Source organism: Mangrovibacterium sp., from assembly GCF_041596335.1.
Classification (GTDB): Bacteria; Bacteroidota; Bacteroidia; order Bacteroidales; family Prolixibacteraceae; genus Mangrovibacterium.
The window spans coordinates 33834-53782 of record NZ_JBFHIT010000033.1; the positions used below are offsets into that span (position 1 = coordinate 33834).

Genomic DNA, 19949 nt, shown 5'->3' on the forward strand with positions numbered 1-19949 from the left:
TTAGTGCAACCGGTTGTGCAACCGGTTGCGGCGTGTAAGTGGCAGTACAGCAGTCGAATGGGTGTTGTTTTTAAGCTTTTGTCGAGGTAATTTTGTAGGGTGTTAAAGATTTAAAACCTATCGAATTATTAAACTGTAAAATTTAGTCTTATGAAAAGAGTAGTTACAATTTTTCTTCTGCTGTGTTTCGGTGTCTTTGGGGCGATGGCTCAAAAGGGGACCTTAACTGGGATGTTTACCGACAAAGCCAACAATGATCCATTGATTGGTGCTACCATGATGATAAAAGGCAGTACTACCGGGACGATCACTAATTTTGACGGACAATATACAATAGATAAGCTGGAGCCGGGTGTTTATGTTTTTCAGGCTTCTTTCATTGGGTATTCTCCGGTTGAACAAAAAATAGAGATCATTGCCGACCAAGTGGTTACCTATGATGTCCAGTTGTCGCAGGATTTAATTGGTTTGGATGAGGTTGTTGTTACCGGTGTGGTAAATCAGAAATCAGCCCTCGAGTCAAGTGTGGCGATGACAACCATCAAGCCGAAATTTATGAAAGAGTTTGGTGCTGTTACTACAGCCGAAATGTTTAAAGCGATCCCCGGGATACGTTCCGAATCTTCCGGTGGCGAAGGTAATGCAAATATTGCAGTTCGGGGTGTTCCTGTTGCCTCAGGTGGTTCCAAGTTTTTGTTGCTGCAAGAAGACGGTTTGCCAATCCTTCAGTTCGGTGACATCTCTTTTGGTAATGCCGATATCTTCCTGCGTGCCGACCAAACGGTTGGTCGTGTCGAAGCTATAAAAGGTGGTAGTGCCTCTACATTCGCCAGTAATTCGCCTGCAGGGATTATTAACTTTATCAGCAAAACCGGTGATTTCGCGGGTGGAAGTATTGGAACAACCTTCGGAGTTGATTACAATTCATTTCGAACTGATTTTGAATACGGTTCTCCGGTTGGTGAAGACCTGAAGTTTCACGTTGGCGGATTCTTTCGCCAGGGAACAGGCCCTCGTGATCCGGGCTACACCGCTAACTTTGGAGGCCAGATAAAGGCCAACATCACTAAAACATTTGAGAAGGGGTATGCCCGTCTATATTTCAAGTATTTGAATGATAAAGCGATTAGCTACATGCCGATGCCGGTAATGATTACCGGAACAGCCGACAATCCAAGTTACAGTTCTATTCCGGGCTTCGATCTCAAGCATGGTGCTATGCAAAGTGCCGGATTCTTGTTGGTGAACGGAGTTGACGGTCAGGGAAATTCACGCACCAGTAATATTTCAGACGGAATGCATCCGGTGTCGAGCTCAGTTGGGGGAGAATTCTCCTTTGATATTGGCGAGGGGTGGAACCTGAAAGAAAAGTTTCGTATGTCGTTCACCAAGGGAACATTTAACTCTCCGTTTCCGGCCCAGGTTGGTGCTGCTGATGGAATTGCTCAGGATATTGCCGGAGCCGGATATATGTTGAGTTACGCAAACGGTGCCAATGCCGGTGTAGCCTTATCCGGAAGTGAAATTCAAAACCTAAATGGCAATGGCTTGTTGATGCGCATCCATTTGTTTGACACAGAGATGAATAACCTGAATAACTTTACCAATGACATTTACCTTACCAAATCGATTGATAAGTTGAAGGTAACACTTGGTTATTACAAAGCTTATCAGAAAATTGCGATGACATGGTTGTGGCAAACCTTCCTTACAGATGTCAGCTCACATGGCGGCCCAAGGCTGATGAATATCGAAAGTGCAGACGGCTCTTTTTACAGTGAGAATGGATTGATTTCTCATGGAACACCTTATTGGGGCAATATCACTCGAGGGTATGATGTGGGCTATTCGATCGATGCCCCTTATGCCAATATGGAGCTTGAAGTATCAGACAAACTCAATGTTGACGCCAGTGTTCGATATGATTTCGGTAGTGCCAATGGCTATTACCTGAACAATCACACAGCGGCAGTGGATGTGAACAAAGATGGTGATATTTCTCCGGTGGAATCAAGCGTTCCGACCTTGGATAATGCCAATCCGAACCTGGTAGATTATGACTACGACTATGTATCCTACTCAGTAGGGGCTAACTATAAGATCGATAAGGACAAAGCCGTTTATGCTCGCTACAGTAAAGGTGGACGCGCTAATGCCGACAGGTTGCTTTATACGCCCTTCCTGACGGATGAGGGGAATACCATCGACGGACTTTCTGCCGATAAGATTTCTCAGGCGGAACTAGGCTACAAATATAAATCTCCTAAAATTGGACTGATTGCGACCGGATTTTACACTAAAATTAGTGAGCAGAACGAGGAGTTTGGTCGTTCCATCAACAAGGAATTTCGTACGATGGGTGTAGAATTGGAACTTGTTGCTCAGCTTGGCAAATTGAATATTACCTCAGGTGCGACTTATACCAATGCAGAAATTTTGAAAAGCATAAATTCAGCTGAAGAAGGAAATGTTCCACGGCGGGTACCTGCTCTGCTTTACAACATCAATCCGTCTTATCCGCTGTTGAATGGTAAATTTATTCTGGGGTGCAGTCTGGTGGGAACAACCAAAGTATATGCACAGGATGACAACACAATTGAACTGCCTGCCTATGCTTATTTAAATGCCTTTGCCAGTTATAAAATTGTTAATGGACTTACAGCCCGGGTTAACGTGAATAACCTGACAAATACTTTAGGTTTCACAGAGATGGAAGGCGATACGTTTGTTGACAATAGTACCAATTACTTCCGTGCACGACCGATTACCGGAACAGCCACCAGTGTTACAATTACCTATAGTTTTTAAGTGAAAGCATCTATCGAAATCCGGAGGGCATTTCTTCCGGATTTCTTTTCAGAAGCTGGTAGTTTTTAGTTTAATCCACACAAGTTTTATGAAAAATATTATCGACCAAATCAGAGAAAATATCCCTTGGAGGCCCTTCGAAATAAAGGATACAGAGCGCATTCCCAAGGGAGATATGCCCGGGGATAAAATTGAGATTGGCCCGAAACATATTGAGAAGGCACAGGTTATTTTCCCTCATTTACTGGAGGAGCTAATACCTGTTATGGAGCAAAATCCTTCCCAGAGGGCAGTCGTTGTTGTTTGCGGAGGATCGGGCGTCGGAAAATCAGAAACAGCTTCCTTATTGGCACACTACCTCAATCAAATAGGGGTAGGCAGCTATACGTTGTCTGGTGATAATTATCCGCACCGGTTGCCTCAATATAATGATGCAGAGAGATTACGAATTTTCAGAAAAAGCGGAATCGATGGTTTAATTGCCAATGGGCAGTACAACCAGGGAAGATACACCATCCTGAAAGAGATTCAGGAAAGCGGGCAGGACTCAAATCCTGAATATGCCACGCGTTATCCCTGGCTTTCTCTGTATCAGCATGCCGGACGCTGCGGTCTTAAAAATTACCTCGGAACTGAAAGAGAGATCAACTTTACCGAGTTGTCCTCGATTGTCTCCCAATTCAAAAACGGAGCATCCGGGATATTTCTTAAGCGAATGGGGCGAGATGAATGTTCACTTTGGTACGACTCCGTTGACTTCAGCGAAAAACAGGTTCTCATCATTGAATGGACCCATGGAAACAACGATAATCTTCAGGGGGTTGATATCCCGATTTTGCTCAATAGTACCCCGGCTGAAACATTGGAACACCGTAAATCGCGTAACCGCGACGGTGGAACCGACAGCACTTTTATTACAACGGTGTTGGAGTTGGAGCAGGGCTTGCTCATATCGCAGGCACACAAAGCCAAATTAATTGTATCAAAAAACGGAGAACTGTTGAGCTACGGTGATTTCCGGAAACTCATGGCAGAAGTATAATTGCAGAAAACAGAATTTATGGGACAAAGCACAAAAATACGGCGTAAGCCAGTAATAAATTCCGGACCCATGCTGAATGCATATCCGGATAGCATGGGAGGGACTTTAGGCGATATAGTTAAATTTGTTCAGCACCCTGACGTGCAAGGAGTTTTTCAATCCTTCTACATTTTGCCAAGCGTTTTCAACACCGATTTGGATCGGGGATTTTCGGTTATCGATTATGAATTGAACCAACTTTATGCTTCGCCTGACGATTTGAAAGAGCTGAAAAAAATGGGTATTGCCCTGAAATTCGATTTTGTGTTAAATCATTCATCGGTACTTTCGCCCCAGTTCAGGGATATCCTGAAAAATGGTGAAAATTCAATATTCAAGGATTTTTTTATTCAGTGGAATAAGTTCTGGGATGGATTTGGGAAAATGACTGATGAAGGATACATTCAACCGGAGGCCGAGCATATCAAGGATATGTTTTTTCGCAAGCCGGGGTTACCCATTTTGATGGTACGTATGCCGGACGGGAAAGAAGTGCCTTACTGGAATACTTTTTACCAGGAAGTCAACTATGGAAAAGTTGATGCTCAGGATTTAATGGAAGCTATGGATATTCAGTACAGTGTGGCCCAAATGCTCGCAGAAACAGCCAATACAGCTTTAGTTGAAGGCAAGAAACCCTCCGATATTGAATTTGGAAGATTTGAGCGTTACAGCAAAGAGTTGATCAATTTGCTTGAATCCAAACGCAGATATCTTGGACAAATGGATTTGAACATTAAATCGCCGCTGGTTTGGGAATTTTACGAAGATACACTGAAAAAACTGGCAAGCTATGGTGCTGAAATTATCAGGCTTGATGCTTTTGCTTATGCTCCCAAGGAGCCGGGCGCCAAAAATTTTCTGAATGATCCCGGAACTTGGGATTTCCTGGAGGAAATCAAAAATCTGGCCGATAATTATGGGTTGACACTTTTGCCCGAAATTCATTCAAAATACGAAGAGAAAATCCATGAGAAGCTCACAGAAAAAGGTTATTTAACCTACGATTTCTTCCTGCCCGGATTGATCATTGATGCATTCGAAAGAAATACCAACGAGGTGTTGATCAAATGGATCAATGACATGCTGGAAAAAGACATTAAGGTTGTCAACATGCTTGGTTGCCACGATGGTATCCCGCTGCTCGATCTTAAAGGTTTGTTGGCTGACGAGCAAATTCAAATGCTGATTGATACAGTCGTTAAACGTGGTGGATATGTAAAAGATCTGCACGGAAAGAAGAATATGTACTACCAGGTAAATGCAACCTATTACAGTGCTTTGGGCGAAGATGATGCAAAACTCCTTTTAGCACGTGCTATTCAGATTTTTATGCCTGGCAAACCACAGGTCTGGTACCTGGATCTTTTGGCCGGAAAAAACGACCACGAGGCTGTAGCAAAAGCAGGTTCGGGAGGTCATAAAGAGATTAACCGGACAAACCTTGGCTTAGAACAAGCTCTGGGGAATTTGGCGAAGAACGTGGTTGAAAAGCAAATTTCATTGCTGAAGTTTCGAAAGAGTTTTCCAGCCTTTGGCTTCGATGCCAAGCTGAGTATTGAAGAACAAGGAACGGAATCTTTATACCTTCGCTGGGAGAACAACAATTGTGTTGCAACTCTGCATGCCAACCTGAAAGAATTTACATACAAGATTACTGGAATAGATGAAAAAGGCGATCTTGTTTATAAGTTTGATTGAGGGAATCAACCCCACAATAATACTGAAGATATACAATAGCAATAACTAACGAACGAATACTTATGACAACAAAAGCACAAGCAGAGGATGGTCAAAATCTGCGAATAATCAAGTGGCTGACATTTTTAATGTTCATGATGTTTGCCATGACAACCGATGCAGTCGGTGTCATCATTCCGGAAGTGATGAAGCAATTCCAGGTGAGCATGACCGCTGCAGGTTTGATGCATTACACACCGATGATTGCTATTGCGCTGGCTGGGGTGTTACTTGGCTTTCTGGCCGACAGGCTGGGGCGAAAAGTAACCATCATGTTAGGCCTTGCAATTTTTGCAGTTAACTCCTATATGTATATTGCAGCAAATACTTTTGGCTTGATTCTGGGGCTGATGGCTATTGGTGGATTATCAATTGGTGTATTTAAGACCGGAGCTTTGGCTTTGATCGGCGATATCAGCAAGTCATCCAAAGAACACACATCTATGATGAATGCTGTTGAGGGTTTCTTCGCAGTTGGTGCGATTATTGGGCCCTTCATTGTCACTTTTTTTCTTACTCAAGGTGTTGCCTGGCAATGGCTCTATGTTGTAGCCGGAACCATGTGTGTGTTGCTGATATTAATGGCCTTGGTGGTGAAATACCCGAAAACAATCAAAACCTCAGAAGAACCGGTGAACCTTAAAGGTGCCATGTTGATGCTTAAGGATCCCTATGCACTAGGTTTTTCATTTGGTGCCTTTTTATATGTAGCGGTTGAATGCGCCATCTATGTCTGGATGCCAACCCTGATAGCCAATTACGAAGGAAACCTGGTATTGATTGCTACTTACTCGTTAACAATCTTTTTTGTTCTGCGGGCAGGGGGGCGTTTCATGGGGGCATGGCTCATGCAGCACTTCAACTGGTCTGCTGTACTAAGCATATTCAGTTTCCTCATTTTAATATGTTTTCTGGCTAGTGTGATTATCGGAATTGAAGCGGCAGTTGTGCTTCTTCCACTGTCCGGACTATTTATGTCGGTCATCTATCCAACAATCAATTCAAAGGGAATCAGCTGTTTCCCGAAGGCAAAACATGGGTCGGTTGCAGGAGTTATTTTGTTTTTTACGGCAGCAGGTGCGGCTCTGGGGCCTTTGGCAATGGGAGCTGTTAGCGATGCTTTCGGACAAAATGCGATCTATGGCTTTATGCTGGCGACAGTGTTTGCCGCTGTGTTGTTTTTTGGAACCTTGTACAATCTGTTTTTCGACCCAACCAAGCAGCGTTTGTTGCAGTTGGAAATGAGTGAATATTAGTTTTTAGATAGTTAAGGGAGGGTGGAAACTCAATGCGGATAGCATTTTGCCCGGCCAAGTTGTTCGTTTCCCCCTATTTTTTTAGTTAGATGAGAAGGTTAGCGGAAGGCTTTATGTCTTCCGCTTCTTTTTTCTTATTTTGTGTTGGAAATATTGGGGTGTTATTGCATTGAACCGGGATTGCACATGAATTTCTGGAGGATAAAATGTGATCAATTCCGGAAAAAGCAACATATTTACAAAACCAAACCTGTACTTGAACTACGATGTTAGTGAAACCTGGCGACCTGAACGATTTTCTTTTTCTTCAGTTTAAGGATGGAAATGAATCTGCTTTTGAACAAATTTTTAAAGCTCACTACAATCCCATAGTTGGCTTTTGCAATCAGTTTATTTTCGACCACGACAAAGCTGCGAGTCTGGCTCAGGAAGCCTTTATCAACCTTTGGCTGAACCGGGAAGAGATTCAATCGCCTAACGGTATCAAATCATTTTTGTACACCTATGCCAAGTCGAGTTGTTTGAATTACATTCGGCACAAAAAGGTGGAGGCTAAGTACGAAGACAAACAACTTCACAAGCTGGAATCTCAAATCAATAATGAAGTTTTGGAAAGCTTTGACTTTGATGCGCTGGAGTTTTCGGAGATGGAAGAGTTGATTCATCGTTCAATTCGCGAGTTGCCCGAAAAGTGCCGGCAGGTTTTTATCATGAGCCGGTTCGATGGGAAGAAAAATAAGGAAATAGCAGAAGAACTTCAGATCTCCCCAAAATCGGTCGAAGCCAATATTACCCGCGCATTGAAAACATTAAGCCAGCGACTGTCTGAATACCTTCCGGCTGTGTTAGTCGAAATCATACTTAGCTACATGTCTTAATCGAATATAATTCCCATTTTTCCGCAATTCTTAAAAAAAACTTAATTTTTTCACCAAATCCATATAGGGTTCATCTGCGGATGCGTGTACTTAAACTACAAGACCGCAAAAATGGACTACACCATCATCTATAAATACTTCGCAGGTGAAGCTTCAGAACAAGAAGTTTCGGCTATTTATGACTGGATCAATGCATCACCTGAAAACCGGGACGAATTCATCCGTCTTAAAAAAGCCTGGGCGTTAACCGCAAAATCGAATGACAATACTCAAAAAGTTTGGAATGAGGTTATGGTTGGACGTATTCGCCGTAAAGACAAGATTCGCCATTTATATACTTTTGTCCGCTATGCTGCGGTGATTGTCTTGTTTTTCAGCCTGGGTATGATCATTCAAAATCAACTGACCAGAGACGATCAACCGATTCCTGTTTATGAAGCAGCCCTGTTTATTGATGTGCCGCTTGGGCAAATGTCGAATGTAGAGTTACCCGATGGAACGACAGTCCAGCTGAATTCAGGAAGCCGCCTGAGCTACGCTGGCAACTTCAGCGCTGGTGAACGTGTCCTTCATTTGGATGGCGAAGCATTTTTTGATGTGGCCAAAGACCCCGATCATCCCTTCATTGTGAAAACCAATTCGCTCGACTTCAGAGTTTATGGAACATCTTTTAATATTCAGGCGTATGAGTTAGACATAGAGGTAAATACCACTTTGGTTGAAGGTAGTCTTGCTGTAATAGGGAAAAGCGGTAAAGAGATTACCCGCTTGGTTCCGGGCGAAAATGCAAACTACGCAAAGAATTCACAGGAGCTTCAAATTAAGAATGTTAAACTGGACATTTATACCTCTTGGAAAGATGGTTTGATTTCTTTTCGCAACGAAAAACTGCAGGATATCGCAAAAAAAATGGAACGCTGGTATAATGTAGAGATTCAGATTAAAAATCAAAAATTAGCTGATGAAACCTACTTCGGAACAATCATGAAAAATAAGCCAATTGATCAGATTTTGGAGGTGTTCAGCATGACTTCATCACTCAAATACCGGATCATACCCCGCCCCGGTGAGCCCACTTTAATCTACTGGGAATAAGCTACGGATTTTGGAAAAGAAAAACTTAACGAATAACCTAAAACGAAAAACTGATCATGACAGACTAATCAAAAGAAACAGACCGGAAACACGAAGAGTATAACCGGCCTGCAAGGTATAATCAGATGTTGGAAGCATCGCGATTATACATCAAGTAATCAAGCCTTCGGCAAAAAGGCAAGTAGTCACTTAAACATTTCAAATTTATGAAAAAAATTGAGTACGCCTCCGCTTATGTGGGGCTCAAACAAATTATGCGAATTATGAAACTAACGGCCTTCCTTGTATTTCTGTTTAGTATGCAGATTTATGCGTCATCTTTCGGTCAGTCCGGTAAGATTTCCTTAAACATGAATTCGGCATTGAAAGACGTCATCGAACAAATCGAAGAGGTTTCTGGCTATCATTTTGTTTTAAAATTTGACCAGGCTATTCTGGACAAAGTGGTATCGGTGGATTTCCAAAATGAGAACATCGATCAGGTTTTGGAAGGTCTGTTCAGAGATACCGGCTACTCGTATAAAATTATTGACCGGTATATTGCGGTGACTGAGGGTGCAACACAAGTACAAAACATCATGCAGCAAGAAAAAATATCGGGAAAAGTAACCGATACTTCAGGTGCTCCGCTCCCAGGCGTAACGGTCGTGGTAAAAGGTACAACCAACGGAACGATTACCGACTTTGACGGAAACTACACCTTGGGAAAAGTTAGCAGCACCGATGTGCTGGTGTTTTCCTTTGTCGGCATGCAATCTAAAGAAGTTGAGGTGGCAGGACAATCCGTCATTAGCGTCATACTGGAGGAAGAAACAATTGGCTTGGCTGAGGTTGTTGCCGTTGGTTATTCTGTTCAACGGAAAGCCGACTTGACAGGTGCGATTGAAGTCATCGAGTTGCAATCAATTGAGAACGTGAGTATGAGTTCCGGAAACCCGATGCAAGCATTGCAAGGGCGTGTTCCGGGGTTGTATATTGAAAAATCGGGTTCGCCAAATGCAGCCAACAGCCGGATTCTTATTCGTGGTGTCAACACCCTTGGCGACAACAATCCGCTTTATATTATCGATGGTGTTCCAACAAAACGGCCTGAAGTGTTCCAGGGCCTGAGCGCCGGATCGATTGTATCCGTTCAGGTTTTGAAAGATGCTTCTGCTTCTTCTATTTATGGTGCCAGGGCATCAAACGGTGTGGTCATTGTTACCACCAAAAACGGCTCAGAGAAGAAAGGGAAAGTTCGCGTAGAGTTCAACTCTAACTTTTCTACTCAATCTGAAAAATCACAACGTTTTGATATGCTGAATTCTGCTGATCGTGGTCGTGCTTTGTGGCAGGCTTCTGTTAACGATGGTGTTGATCCGGCAGGTGGTTATGGCGAAATCTACAACTTCGACTGGAATGGGGATTTCAATAATCCGGTATTGAACAGTGTAACTCCGCAACCCTTTGTTGGCGGAGATATGAATGTACCGGTTGGTGACACCGACTGGCAGGACGCAAGTTACGAAACAGGCTTTGTTATTAGTAACGACCTGACTGTCTCCGGTGGAACCGAAAAATCATCGGTACTGATGAATATTGGCTACATCAAAAATACGGGTATGTTGAAATATACCAACTACGACCGTATCACAGCGCGTATCAACGGACAAACCAGTCTGCTCGACAATAAACTGAAATTTGGAATTAACGCGCAAGTTGTTTCATCGAACGAAACCCTTGAAACTCCCGACTTGGGTAGTGCGCCTACTCCTGGCCTGGCAATCACATTGGCACCAACAATTCCGTTGTATACCAAAACCGGTGAATATGGCGGCCCAATCGGCGCTGGCTATTCCGACCGGAATAACCCGGTGATGATGCAATACATCAACCGTTGGGATAATACCAACCGCAGTTATTTGTTCTCCAGTATTTATGCTGAAGCCAGACCAATTGATAATTTGGTATTGAGGACAACTGTTGGTATTGACTATTCAATGGTGAAAGATAAAGACATTGAACCTAGCTTTACCAATGGGTTTATCGCACGGTCGGTCAATAACATGACCATCTATAACAGCGATTTTACCAGTATCACCTGGTCAAATACGGCACAATATAGTCTGGAGATTGGTAAAAGTAAATTTGGTTTCTTATTAGGTATTGAAGCCGTGAAAGATAACTTCAAGGATTTCACAGGTTACAAAGAAGGTTTCTCAACGCAAACAGAAGATTTTTTTGTATTGAGCGCTGGTACCAGCAACGGAAACAGTTTTGGAACGGCCACTGGTAGTCGCCTTTTCTCGCAGTTCGGAAAAATTGATTATAATTTCGACGAACGGTTTTTAGCTTCGTTCACGTTGCGCCGCGATGGTTCTTCACGATTTGGTCAGGAAAATCGTTATGGTTTGTTCCCGGCAGCCACCTTCGGATGGCGTTTGAGCGAAGAGTCGTTTATGGATGGCATGGATAAGCTATCCAATTTGAAGTTTCGTGCAGGTGTTGGACGCGTTGGTAATCAGGATGTGGGTGATTTTGCCAGTCTCGGATTATTCGAACCTCGTTACGGAGCTGTTGCCAGTCAGATTCAGGCTATTTTCCACAACGACTTCTTCGACGATTTCTGGAACGTTGGTTCTGCCTATGCTTTAGGTGGTCAGGATACCGGTAACTTACCATCCGGTTTCGTATCGGTGCAGGCTGCTAACCCGGCTTTGAAATGGGAAACAACCGATGAACTAAACCTCGGTATCGATTTTGGATTTTTCGACAGCAAATTGGTTGGTTCGTTCGACTGGTATACACGTAAAACCACCGATATCTTGATTCAGCCACCAGTTGCTTCGGCCCTTGGTGAAGGACAATTGCAGTTCCTGAACGGCGCAACAAAGAAAAACACCGGATGGGAATTTGCGTTGAGTTATCGCAAGGATGTGAGCAATGATTTTTCGTACGAAGTTGCCGGAAGCGCCAGCCACTTCGCCGATAAAATTACGGACTTACCCGAAGAAGTACGGACAGCCTATCCCGGTAATCCGGAACAAACAATCTTAGGTCATTCCGAGTTGTCAATCTTTGGTTATGTAACCGAGGGGATCTTTAAAAACCAGGCTGAAGTGGATGCACATGCAACTCAGGTTGGCGCTGCTCCGGGCCGTATTCGTTATGCTGATTTGAATAACGATGGTGATATAAATTCATCGGATCAGAAATTCATCGGAACCTTGTTGCCAAAACTGGAGTACAGCTTGCGAATTGATTTGAATTATAAAAACTTCGACCTGTCGGTATTTGGTTCCGGTGTTGCCGGCAAATATGGTTTCGACCCTTATACCTTTTATAACGATTTCATCCGCGGACGCGATAATGTTGGGCCTGGCGTGTTCAGAGCCTGGACAGCACAAAACCCGAATTCGGATGTTCCGGCATTGACCTTGTCTGACAGTAACAATGAAACCCGGACTTCTGACTATTTCAACGTTAACACATCGTATTTCAAATTAAGAAACGTGCAATTGGGGTACAGTTTGCCAGCACAAACGATGAATAAATTAGGGATGGAAAAACTGAGATTTTACGTCATGGCAGAGAATTTATTCTGGATCAAAAGTAAAGAATTCCAGGGACCCGACCCGGAACGTACGGATGTGAATGTGATTCCAATTCCAAAGACTTTCTCAGTTGGTGTTAATGTTTCTTTCTAATCAGCTAAAAATTTAAGAATTATGAATATAAAATATCTAAATATCGCATTAATCGCCATGATCAGTTTACTGGCTGTATCATGTAAGGATTACCTGGAAACCGAACCTCAGGGATTTATTTCTGCTGGCTCGCCAACTGCCGAAGGAGCGGAAGGCTTGGTTACGGCCGCCTATGCAGGCATCGGTAACGATGATATGATTGGCCCGATTGCCAGCATGTGGGTGTATGGTAGTGTTCGCTCCGACGATGCCTACAAAGGAGGCGGTGGAGTTTCGGATGTGGAACCCTTTAACTTTTATGAGCAATATAACCTGACCCAGCCTTTCCAAAGCTGGCTGGCTGGTTTGCCTTACACCTGGGAAAATTATTATCGTGCTATTTCGCGCGCCAACTCAGCTTTGCGTACCTTGAATGAATTGACGGATGATGATTTCGCCTTGCGAACAACACGGATTGCCGAAGCACGTTTCCTGAGAGCTCATTCTCATTTTATGCTGAAAGTTTTGTTTAAGCACATTCCGTACATCGACGAAGTGAAAAGCAATGAGGAAATTCTTCAAACGTCGAATCGGGAATACAGTAATGATGAACTTTGGAACAAAATTGCCGAAGATTTCCAGTTTGCATTGGATAATTTGCCCGAAACGCAAGCTGAAGTAGGCCGTGCCAATAAATATGCTGCTGCTGCCTACCTTGCCAAATTGCGTTTGTATCAAGCCTACGAGCAAAATGAAAATCACCAGGTAACCAGTATCAACCAGACAAGATTACAGGAAGTTGTAACGCTTTGTCAAATGGTAATCTCATCGGGCAACTACAGCTTACAGCCTGATTTTGGCGAAAACTTCCTCAATGGCTATGATAACGGAACCGAATCGGTTTTTGCGATCCAGTTCTCGATTAGCGACGGAACAACTGCCGGACGTTTGAATTTTGAAAACGGATTGAACTATCCGCACGGAGCACCGCAATACGGTTGCTGTGGATTTCACCAGCCGAGTCAGAATATGGTGAATGCATTTGCTACCGATGGAAACGGGCTGCCAAAGTTCAACACGTTTAATGATGTTGCCCTGAGCGCTGCTGATTTCACACCAACAGGCGTTCCGGTTGATCCGCGTATCGACCATTCAGTTGGTATGGACGGACACCCCTACAAATACCGGAACGAAGAGGCCTATATTTTCAAAAACAGTTGGATTCGCGATGCCGGTGTTTACGGTTATTTCCAAAGTATGAAAGAGCAGCAGGCTGCCGATTGCTCATGCTACAAAAAGCAAGGCCCGTTTATGGGGGTTTCCAAAAACATCGATATCATTCGGTACGCTGATGTGCTATTGATGCAGGCGGAAGCTTATATTGAATTAGGACAGCAGGACATGGCCCGGCCGCTGATCAACCAAATTCGTCAGCGTGCTTCCGAAAGTACCGGCAGAACCCGTTTTGCCGATGGAACTGCACCTTCAAATTACGAGATTGCTGAATATGATGGTGTCAATTTATCCTGGACTCAGGAGAATGCCCGCATGGCTTTGCGCTGGGAGCGAAGATTGGAATTCGCATTGGAAAGCCCACGCTTCTTCGACTTGGTTCGTTGGGGAGTTGCTGAGCCAACGCTGAATGCTTATCTGGCCAAAGAAAAAACCAGAAAGGATTTTCTGAACAATGCCAAGTTCACAGCTGCAAGGGATGAATATTTCCCGATTCCACAGCGTGAAATTGACTTCACGAAAGGATTGTACATACAAAATACCGGATACTAACCGGCTATAAAAAACATGGAGTGGACAAATAGGGTTTACTCCATGTTTAAAACCGCTTTTAAAATAGAAACCTGAACTAAAACCAATGAAACGAAAGATTCTAATTCCCCTGATGATTTTGTTGGGGCTGATAGCTTGCCAATCGTCCCAAAAAGAGCACGAAACAGAATCAGCCATTCATTTCAGGCTGTCTGGTGACGAACTGGATCTGCCGGTTGATCTGCTTTATCAGGACGGGAATTACCATCTTTTTTATCGGTACTTAAGTAACGGATCCATCTACAGATGGGGACAATCGGTAAGTAATGACTTAACTCACTGGGAACATCAGTCGTTTGATTTAGAGATTGATTCAACCCTCTCAATGGGAATGGGCAGCATGGTGTACGACTGGAATAATATTAGTGGCCTGTCTGCCGGTGAACCCACGATGATCGCATTTTACAATACTGTTGATCCTGAAAATTTAGCCATCGGATCGGCGCAGTTTTTAGAGGTTGCCTACAGTAGCGATAACGGCCTTAGCTGGCATGCGGCAGCGGATCGGTCAATTGTTCTGGACAACCTTTATGACCGGGTTAGCGATACCAAGGTATTTTGGCACGAGGAAAGCCAGAAATGGCTCATGCTTGTATTGGCCGGTTACGAAATCCGTTTTTATGCTTCCGGTAATTTAGTGGACTGGGAATACCAAAGTCGGTTTGGCGACGATGTTTACCTGAAAGATGGCAACTGGACAACGGTTGATTTCTTTCCGATGGAACTGGATGAATCGAAAGAACTGAAATGGGTACTGACAATCAGCTCAGATGCAGGCTCTCCGAACGAAGGAAGCGGTATTCAGTATTTTGTCGGCGATTTTGACGGTTTCGTTTACCGGGCGAGCCACAACAAACCCAAGTGGATTGACCATGGCAGCGACAGCTATGCCGGAGTTGTTTTAGGCGACTATTTTGCGAATAGCCAACCAGCCTGCTTTATGTCCGCTATTGAGAATTCAATCTACACGAAATTCAACATTCATCCTGAAAAATCAGGAGTCTTCAGCTTTCCGCGGGAAATGTCGCTGAAAGAAATGTACCATGATTATTATTTGGTTTCGAAGCCAATGGCGAGTTTGAAAAGCCTTGAAAATAAAACACAACAGCTGGCAGAAACGGACATGTCAGGCAATCTGAAAATCAAAGAAACACTGAGTATTCCATTTGAAATAAATCTTTCTTTTGACGTCGATAACCGGCTTTACTTAGGTATGGCCGAGGTGTTTGGTGTTCGCATGAGAAACACACAAGGACAAGAACTAATTATGGGCTACCATTCGGAACGTCGCTATTTTTTCATCGCCGAGCCGGCAATCAGTCAGCAACATCCCGATACCTGGGACGGCTTTAACTATGCTCCTTATGTGACGAGCGAACCAACGATGAATTTTAAGATCATCGTCGACCAGACATCGGTTGAACTGTATGCGATGGACGGGCTTGTAACCTTAACGCGAAAATTTGCTTTTACCGGAGATTGGAACTCCATCGAGTTGTTTGCTGATGGAGGAACCATCAGGTTAAACGGAGGAAGCATCACGGAACTAAACTCAGTTTGGCAATAATTTTAAAACTATACTAACAGATAAAATTCATCAACTATGTATCAGAAAAATATTAATTCAATTTTCTTCCTGCTGTTGATAGCTGTTTTTGGGTGTACGTCCAATTCAAAGCAGCAAGCAGATGCCGACGGAGCGAATGCCTATTACAGTGAGAATTATCGTCCGCAGTACCATTTCTCACCTGATTCGGCCTGGATGAACGATCCGAATGGGATGGTGTATTACGATGGTGAGTATCACCTGTTTTATCAATATTACCCCGATAGCACCGTATGGGGCCCCATGTACTGGGGGCATACCATCAGCACCGATTTGGTGCATTGGGAACATATGCCAATTGCTTTGTATCCCGATAGTTTGGGCTACATTTTCTCAGGAAGTGCGGTGGTTGACTGGAACAATTCCAGTGGCTTTGGCACCGCAGAAAATCCTCCGTTGATCGCCATTTTCACCTACCATGACATGGAAAAGGAAAAAGCTGGTGTGGTGGAAGATGAAACCCAGGGGATTGCCTACAGTTTGGATAAAGGGCGTTCATGGAATAAATATGACGGGAATCCGGTGCTGGGTAATCCGGGTGTTCCCGATTTTCGCGATCCGAAAGTGAATTGGATCGAGGAGACCAAGCGCTGGAGCATGGTGCTTTCGGTTGCCGATCGGGTTCATTTTTATTCATCAACCAACCTGAGAGAATGGCAATTCGAGAGTGAGTTTGGTGCCGATGCCGGCGCGCACGGCGGCGTTTGGGAATGTCCTGATATCTTCCCGATGACTGTTGAAGGGACCGACGAGATTAAGTGGGTGCTGATTGTCAACATCAATCCCGGGGGACCAAACGGCGGCTCCGGGACACAATATTTTTTGGGCGACTTTGACGGCCGCCAGTTTGTGGCAGACTCGAAAGAAACGAATTGGGTTGATTGGGGGCGCGACAATTATGCGGGCGTAACCTGGTCGGATGTGCCGAAAGAAGACGGACGGCGGATTTTCATGGGCTGGATGAGCAACTGGGATTATGCGCAGGTCGTTCCAACCGAAAGGTGGCGCAGCGCCATGACTTTACCTCGAGTATTAAGCCTGGCGAAGGGGGACGGAGGCTACAAACTGAAATCGGCTCCGGTTGCAGAAATGGATCTGATTACTGACCGGAAGCTGACAGTTCAGAATGAAGTGATGGAAATAGCAGGCGGGAAAGCAATGGATTTACATGGCATCAATTTGAATCAAAGTCGGTTATCGTTCGAATTTGAATTGGGAGAACAAGTTCCGGAATCAGTTGGCCTGGTGTTCGAGAACGACTTGGGCGAACAACTCAAACTCGGCTATTCTTCAGCCGATAACCAATTCTTTTTCGACCGTACGAAGTCGGGCGATATGCGATTCTCCGATAAATTCACAGGGGTGGATATAGCGCCCTATGAGGCAAATGCCAAGCTGAAACTGGAAATTTTTGTCGATGCCGCTTCTGCAGAGATCTTTGTTGACGGAGGCGAATTGGTAATGACGGAGATATTCTTCAGTACAAAACCGTTTACAAAACTGACCGTTTTCGCCGAAGGTCATCCGGTGACCCTCACAAAATCAGAAATTGTTAGCGTAAAATCGATCTGGTAATTGTATGATCTATGAAGCAACGCTGTGTGAACAACAGTTCTTGTTTTCGGCTAAACTAATAAAACAATGCAAATGAAATCCTTGAAATATCTTCTCATTCTTTGTCTGATTCTGTCTTTCAGTGATTTGGCGATGTCACAAACCACAAAAGTGATTGAGATCAAGACCAAATCCACATCGCTGGTTTACACTGTTGATCAAACGAACAGGCTGGTATTTCAATATTTCGGGAGGGCAACTGCATCGCCTGCCGGATTTTTGAAACAAAAAGCGTATCCGAAACCGGATACAAACCGCGATTATTCGTACGAAGCCTATCCGACTTTTGGCTTGGGCAATATTAACGAGCCAGCCTTGGCGGCGATTCATGCCGATGGAAGTTTGAATACGGAACTGGAATTTCTTTCGGTTGAAAGGGATGATTCACGGTCGGATCTGGAAAAAACAGTCATTCACCTGAAAGACCGGGTTTATGATTTTGAAGTTGAATTACACACGAACGCTTTTTTTTCAGAAGATGTAATCAGCCAGTGGGTAGTCATCCGAAACCTTGAAAAAGGACCGGTTCATTTGACGAATTTTGCGTCGTCATTTCTTCCGCTCAAAGCTGAAAGTTACTACTTGACTCATTTCTACGGTGCTTGGGCAGGTGAAATGGGAATGGTGGAAGAAAAGCTGGAAAATGGAATCAAAGTAATTGAATGTAAAAAAGGCGTTCGGACAACACAAACTGAAAATCCGTCTTTCATTTTAAGCTTGAACCACCCGGCTCTGGAAAACGAAGGCGATTGTTATGGCGGAAGCCTGGCCTGGTCGGGAAATTACCGGTTGGCCTTTCAGCTTGATGAATTGAAAAAGTTGAATATCATTTCAGGCATCAATCCTTTTTTGTCGGCATGGAGTCTGAACCCGGGCGAAAGTTTTACAACCCCCGAAATGATTTATACTTACAGCAACGAGGGGAGAGGACAAGTTTCACGCAATTTGCACGAATGGGGCCGTAAATACGGAATGGTCGGTGGCGATCAAATACACGATATCGTGCTCAACAGTTGGGAAGGTGCATATTTCAGTTTTGATGAAAATACCCTGACCGGCATGATGGACGATGCCGCTGAATTGGGCATTGAGACCTTTGTGCTGGATGACGGCTGGTTCGGTAACAAATACCCGAGAAGCAACGATGATGCCGGTCTGGGCGACTGGCAAACGAACAAAAATAAGTTGCCTCGTGGTCTGGATTATTTAATCGACTACGCTCATTCGAAAGGATTGAAATTTGGTTTGTGGATTGAACCGGAGATGGTTAATCCGGAAAGTGAGTTGGCCGAAAATCACCCGGAATGGATTGTGCAAAGTCCCGGTCGCGAAAAAATTGCCTGGCGGAATCAACTGTTGCTGGACTTGTCAAACCCAAAAGTACAGGATTTTGTGTACAACGTGTTTGATAGTCTATTGACAACGCATCCGGGGATTGAATACATCAAGTGGGACGCCAATCGCCATGTGGAACAGGCCGGATCGACCTGGCTCCCGGCTTCGGAACAAACGCATTTCTGGGTGTTGTACACCAAGGGATTGTATACGGTTTACGAGCGAATCCGGGCCAAATATCCCAACTTTATGATCCAGGATTGTGCGTCAGGAGGCGGTCGGTTGGATTATGGCGCGTTAAAATATCACAACGAATACTGGACTTCGGATAATACCGATCCATTGTCCCGGATTTTCATTCAATACGGAACAAGCTTAATTTATCCGCCTGTCGGTTCAGCTTCTCATGTTTCAACCAGCCCGAATCATCAGACGCAACGGATGACTCCGTTGAAGTTTCGCTTTGATGTGGCAACAACAGGCCGTCTGGGGATGGAACTTCAACCTAAAAATATTCAGGGAAAGGAGCGTGAATTTGCTGTTGAGTCCATTCGAAACTATAAGCAGACGATTCGTCCGCTGGTTACCGTCGGCGATTTGTACCGCTTGATTTCGCCTTATGACGATGGGGGATGGGCTTCGCAAATGTATGTCGCCAAAGATAAAGCGGAGGCCGTGTTGTTTGCCTTCAGCATTGCGCCGCATACCCGGGGTGTTTTTCCAACGGTCAAATTGAATGGTCTTGACGAAACGAAACACTATCAGGTTAAAGAAATTAATAAGAATGGACGCGTTCGTTTCTGGGGTGACGGACAAACTTTTGCAGGTGATTACCTGATGAATGTTGGTATCGAATTGAACATCTCCGATCAGTTTGACAGCGCGGTTTTCCTTCTGAAGGAAATGAAATAAAATTGAAAAACGAAAAAAAGCTAATACGCGAATTTTATGAAACAGAATCAACCAACCGGTGCAGGTTATTTATACTGGACCACTTTTGTAGCCATTAACGGCGGCCTGCTTTTCGGATTGAATATGGCTGGGATT

General features: G+C 44.2%; 11 protein-coding genes. All 11 read left to right on the top strand.

What is annotated here, in order from left to right; translation table 11 throughout:
- The first annotated feature begins 150 nt into the window (after nt 1–150).
- The 11 genes from ABZD21_RS12475 (at nt 151) to ABZD21_RS12525 (ending at nt 19814) form a co-directional block, all read left to right on the top strand.
- Nucleotides 151–2808 (top strand): TonB-dependent receptor domain-containing protein, encoded by a 2658-nt coding sequence (locus tag ABZD21_RS12475; protein ID WP_372775348.1) that lies wholly within the window; start codon nt 151–153, stop codon nt 2806–2808.
- An 88-nt stretch (nt 2809–2896) separates the two neighbouring features.
- On the top strand, nt 2897–3850 hold the full coding sequence (locus ABZD21_RS12480; RefSeq protein ID WP_372775349.1) for a hypothetical protein: 954 nt from the start codon (nt 2897–2899) through the stop codon (nt 3848–3850).
- A 69-nt stretch (nt 3851–3919) separates the two neighbouring features.
- Nucleotides 3920–5590 carry a hypothetical protein gene (locus ABZD21_RS12485; protein ID WP_372775350.1) on the top strand — a complete coding sequence of 557 codons (1671 nt, stop codon included), beginning with the start codon at nt 3920–3922 and terminating at the stop codon, nt 5588–5590.
- A 62-nt stretch (nt 5591–5652) separates the two neighbouring features.
- Nucleotides 5653–6885, top strand: coding sequence for a sugar MFS transporter (locus ABZD21_RS12490; protein ID WP_372775351.1), 1233 nt, complete (start codon nt 5653–5655; stop codon nt 6883–6885).
- Between the two features lie 266 nt (nt 6886–7151).
- Nucleotides 7152–7763 carry an RNA polymerase sigma-70 factor gene (locus ABZD21_RS12495; RefSeq protein WP_372775352.1) on the top strand — a complete coding sequence of 204 codons (612 nt, stop codon included), beginning with the start codon at nt 7152–7154 and terminating at the stop codon, nt 7761–7763.
- Nucleotides 7764–7874: 111 nt separating this feature from the next.
- On the top strand, nt 7875–8858 hold the full coding sequence (locus ABZD21_RS12500) for a FecR family protein (RefSeq protein ID WP_372775353.1): 984 nt from the start codon (nt 7875–7877) through the stop codon (nt 8856–8858).
- A 206-nt stretch (nt 8859–9064) separates the two neighbouring features.
- Entirely contained in the window at nt 9065–12544 is a 3480-nt protein-coding gene (locus ABZD21_RS12505) for a TonB-dependent receptor (RefSeq protein ID WP_372775354.1), read from the top strand.
- A gap of 21 nt (nt 12545–12565) precedes the next feature.
- Entirely contained in the window at nt 12566–14308 is a 1743-nt protein-coding gene (locus ABZD21_RS12510; RefSeq protein WP_372775355.1) for a RagB/SusD family nutrient uptake outer membrane protein, read from the top strand.
- Nucleotides 14309–14393: 85 nt separating this feature from the next.
- Nucleotides 14394–15914 carry a GH32 C-terminal domain-containing protein gene (locus tag ABZD21_RS12515; RefSeq protein WP_372775356.1) on the top strand — a complete coding sequence of 507 codons (1521 nt, stop codon included), beginning with the start codon at nt 14394–14396 and terminating at the stop codon, nt 15912–15914.
- 36 nt (nt 15915–15950) lie between these two features.
- Nucleotides 15951–17528 carry a glycoside hydrolase family 32 protein gene (locus ABZD21_RS12520; RefSeq protein ID WP_372775357.1) on the top strand — a complete coding sequence of 526 codons (1578 nt, stop codon included), beginning with the start codon at nt 15951–15953 and terminating at the stop codon, nt 17526–17528.
- Nucleotides 17529–17600: 72 nt separating this feature from the next.
- The gene (locus tag ABZD21_RS12525) at nt 17601–19814 is read left to right on the top strand and encodes an alpha-galactosidase (RefSeq protein ID WP_372775358.1); all 2214 of its coding nucleotides are present in this window, start codon (nt 17601–17603) and stop codon (nt 19812–19814) included.
- The last annotated feature ends 135 nt before the right edge of the window (nt 19815–19949 follow it).

Coding starts and splice junctions, on each gene's coding strand:
- ABZD21_RS12475 (WP_372775348.1), top strand. CDS start 151: ATGAAAAGAGTAGTTACAATTTTTCTTCTGCTGTGTTTCGGTGTCTTT.
- ABZD21_RS12480 (WP_372775349.1), top strand. CDS start 2,897: ATGAAAAATATTATCGACCAAATCAGAGAAAATATCCCTTGGAGGCCC.
- ABZD21_RS12485 (WP_372775350.1), top strand. CDS start 3,920: ATGCTGAATGCATATCCGGATAGCATGGGAGGGACTTTAGGCGATATA.
- ABZD21_RS12490 (WP_372775351.1), top strand. CDS start 5,653: ATGACAACAAAAGCACAAGCAGAGGATGGTCAAAATCTGCGAATAATC.
- ABZD21_RS12495 (WP_372775352.1), top strand. CDS start 7,152: ATGTTAGTGAAACCTGGCGACCTGAACGATTTTCTTTTTCTTCAGTTT.
- ABZD21_RS12500 (WP_372775353.1), top strand. CDS start 7,875: ATGGACTACACCATCATCTATAAATACTTCGCAGGTGAAGCTTCAGAA.
- ABZD21_RS12505 (WP_372775354.1), top strand. CDS start 9,065: ATGAAAAAAATTGAGTACGCCTCCGCTTATGTGGGGCTCAAACAAATT.
- ABZD21_RS12510 (WP_372775355.1), top strand. CDS start 12,566: ATGAATATAAAATATCTAAATATCGCATTAATCGCCATGATCAGTTTA.
- ABZD21_RS12515 (WP_372775356.1), top strand. CDS start 14,394: ATGAAACGAAAGATTCTAATTCCCCTGATGATTTTGTTGGGGCTGATA.
- ABZD21_RS12520 (WP_372775357.1), top strand. CDS start 15,951: ATGTATCAGAAAAATATTAATTCAATTTTCTTCCTGCTGTTGATAGCT.
- ABZD21_RS12525 (WP_372775358.1), top strand. CDS start 17,601: ATGAAATCCTTGAAATATCTTCTCATTCTTTGTCTGATTCTGTCTTTC.